This is a genomic window from Moraxella sp., from assembly GCF_024227015.1.
GTDB lineage: Bacteria > Pseudomonadota > Gammaproteobacteria > Pseudomonadales > Moraxellaceae > Moraxella.
In genome coordinates, this window is record NZ_JAAELD010000406.1 from 1 (window position 1) to 2,411 (window position 2,411).

Sequence of the window (2,411 nt, forward strand, 5' to 3'; positions counted from 1 at the left end):
GCAAACAAGCCTTTGATGTCTTTTTCTGAATCATAGCCATTGGCTGAGTTTTCAATGGCAGCAAAAATAGTAGCTAAATCGGTATTTAAGTTTTCGTTTTTGTGTGCATTAGCCGCCACATTGCTGAACAGCTGGCTAGGAAGAATAAAATAGCCTTTTGTACGAATTGCATCATCTTTTGCCGCTATGATATTTTCATCGCTGTCGTCCATCGCTGCATAGTTAACGCTTTCGTCACCACCAGTAATGTATGCCTCAAAGTTCTCACTGATAAAGCGGTAAAACAGCGTACCCAATACATATTGTTTAAAATCCCAGCCGTCCACCGAGCCGCGTACTTCGTTGGCGATTTGCCAGATGCGGCGTTGTAGTTCGGCGCGTTGTTGGATGCCAGTCATGATGTGTCCTTATTCTTTAGCGTGCAGGCGGCTGCGTGTTAGTGGGTGGTATTGGTTAGACTAATCAGGTGGGGCGTCTTACTATCAGCTGTGATGATACCTGACTATCATAATAATCAATTTGTAATAATAACATGCTTTGCCTAAAATAGCATCATGACAAGGCCCATTGGAGCAGTTTAACATGGCAAAATTTCGTAAATTATTAACCCCATACACCCTAAAAAACCTCGAACTCAAAAACCGCGTGGTGATGCCACCGATGTGCCAATATTCCGCCACCGACGGCGTGCCGAACGATTGGCATTTTATGCATTACACCAGCCGCGCCATCGGTGGTGTCGGTCTGATTATCGTCGAGATGACCAATGTCGCGGCGAACGGTCGCATCAGCCCGAATTGCTTAGGCTTGTGGAATGATGAGCAAGAGCAAGCGTTCAAAAAATTAGTCGACAGCGTGCACGCCCACGGTGCCAAAATCGGCATTCAAATCGCCCATGCCGGCCGCAAAGCGCAGGACGAGCCGAATGCCGTGGCGCCAAGCCCGATTCACTATGGCGAATTGGATTATGCCGGTCAAAACCTGATTACCCCGCGCGAGTTGACCACTCAAGAAGTCAAAGACTTGGTACAAGCCTTCCAAGACTCGGTGAAACGTGCAGTCGCCGCCGGTTTCGATACCATCGAGCTGCACGGCGCACACGGCTACCTGATTCACCAATTCTACTCGCCAAAATCTAACCAGCGCAGTGATGAATACGGCCAAGACAAAATGCTGTTCGGCGAACAAGTCATCAAGGCTGCCCGTGAAGTGATGCCGTCTGAAATGCCGTTGATTGTCCGCATCTCAGCGCAAGAATACGGCGAAAACGGCTTTGACAGCGATTACGGTGTCGCAGTCGCCAAGCGCTTCTTAGAAGCCGGTGCCGATGTGTTCGACGTGAGCGGCGGCGGTGATGGCGTGCTGCATGCGGGCAACCATCCTGAATTCTATGCTGGCTATCAAGTGGAGCTGGCGCGTAAAGTCAAACACGCCACCGGCAAACCGGTCATCGCCGTGGGTATGCTCGATGAGCCTGCCGTGGCCGATCATGTGCTTGGCGTGGGCGATGCCGATTTGGTCGCCATTGGTCGTGCGCTCTTGCGTGATCCGTATTGGGTATTGAACGCGCAACACCGCCAAAATGCCGCCGATGCCGCAGAAATGCAGTTTGTGCCGCGCCAATACCAACGCGGCTTTATGTAATTTTCAGACGGCCTTGATTGGCCGTTACAACAAAACGATTTAAATTTGGAGTATCCAACCATGCAGTTTTTAAACAAAGAAGATGTATTAAACGCCTTTCATTACCGCGCCTCTACCCGCTCGTATGACGGCAGTCGTAAAATCTCTGCCGAAGATTTTAATTATATTTTGGAACTCGGCCGCTTATCCCCAAGCTCGGTAGGCAGTGAGCCGTGGCAATTCTTAGTATTGCAAAATGCCGACTTACGCCAAAAACTCAAACCTTACTGCTGGGGCATTCCAACCATGGAAACAGCCAGCCACATTGTTGCGATTTTGGCCAAGAAAAACGCCCGTTACGACACGCCTTATTTTGCTGAAATAATGAACCGCCGTGGTTTGCAAGGCGAAGCACGAGACAAGGCAATGGGGATTTATCAAAAATTCCAAGCCGAGGACATCGCCATTTTGGACACCGAGCGCAGCCTGTATGACTGGGCAAGCAAGCAGACTTACATCGCCCTTGCCAATATGATGACGGGTGCTGCCTTAATCGGCGTGGATTCCTGTCCGATTGAAGGCTTTGCTTACAAGGAAGTGAACCAAATCTTGGCGGACGAAGGCTTATTTGACCCTGCCGAATGGGGCGTGTCGGTGATGGTGACCTTTGGTTATCGCGATAAAGAAATTCGCCCTAAGGCTCGTAAGACTTTTGAGCAGGTTGTGAAGTTTGTCGAGTAATGTGAAGCTGTGTAAGGCTGTCTGCATTGATTTCAGACGGCCTTCAA

The 2,411-nt window shown here is 49.7% G+C and carries 3 protein-coding genes; 2 read left to right on the plus strand and 1 reads right to left on the minus strand.

The window, feature by feature from the left end; translation table 11 throughout:
* Window positions 1-398, minus strand: a 398-nt coding sequence (locus GY683_RS09480) for a type I restriction-modification system subunit M N-terminal domain-containing protein (RefSeq protein WP_297288493.1), incomplete at its 3' end; no start/stop codon positions are given.
* A gap of 184 nt (window positions 399-582) precedes the next feature.
* Here GY683_RS09480 and GY683_RS09485 point away from each other — a divergent pair.
* Both GY683_RS09485 and GY683_RS09490 read left to right on the plus strand, forming a co-directional pair.
* Window positions 583-1,644, plus strand: a complete 1,062-nt coding sequence (locus tag GY683_RS09485) for an NADH:flavin oxidoreductase/NADH oxidase (RefSeq protein ID WP_297288494.1) — start codon at window positions 583-585, stop codon at window positions 1,642-1,644.
* A gap of 60 nt (window positions 1,645-1,704) precedes the next feature.
* Window positions 1,705-2,364, plus strand: coding sequence for an NAD(P)H-dependent oxidoreductase (locus tag GY683_RS09490; RefSeq protein WP_297288495.1), 660 nt, complete (start codon window positions 1,705-1,707; stop codon window positions 2,362-2,364).
* The last annotated feature ends 47 nt before the right edge of the window (window positions 2,365-2,411 follow it).

Bases quoted from the DNA above. Each gene is read 5' to 3' on its own strand.
- GY683_RS09485 (WP_297288494.1), top strand. From the start codon at position 583: ATGGCAAAATTTCGTAAATTATTAACCCCATACACCCTAAAAAACCTC.
- GY683_RS09490 (WP_297288495.1), top strand. From the start codon at position 1,705: ATGCAGTTTTTAAACAAAGAAGATGTATTAAACGCCTTTCATTACCGC.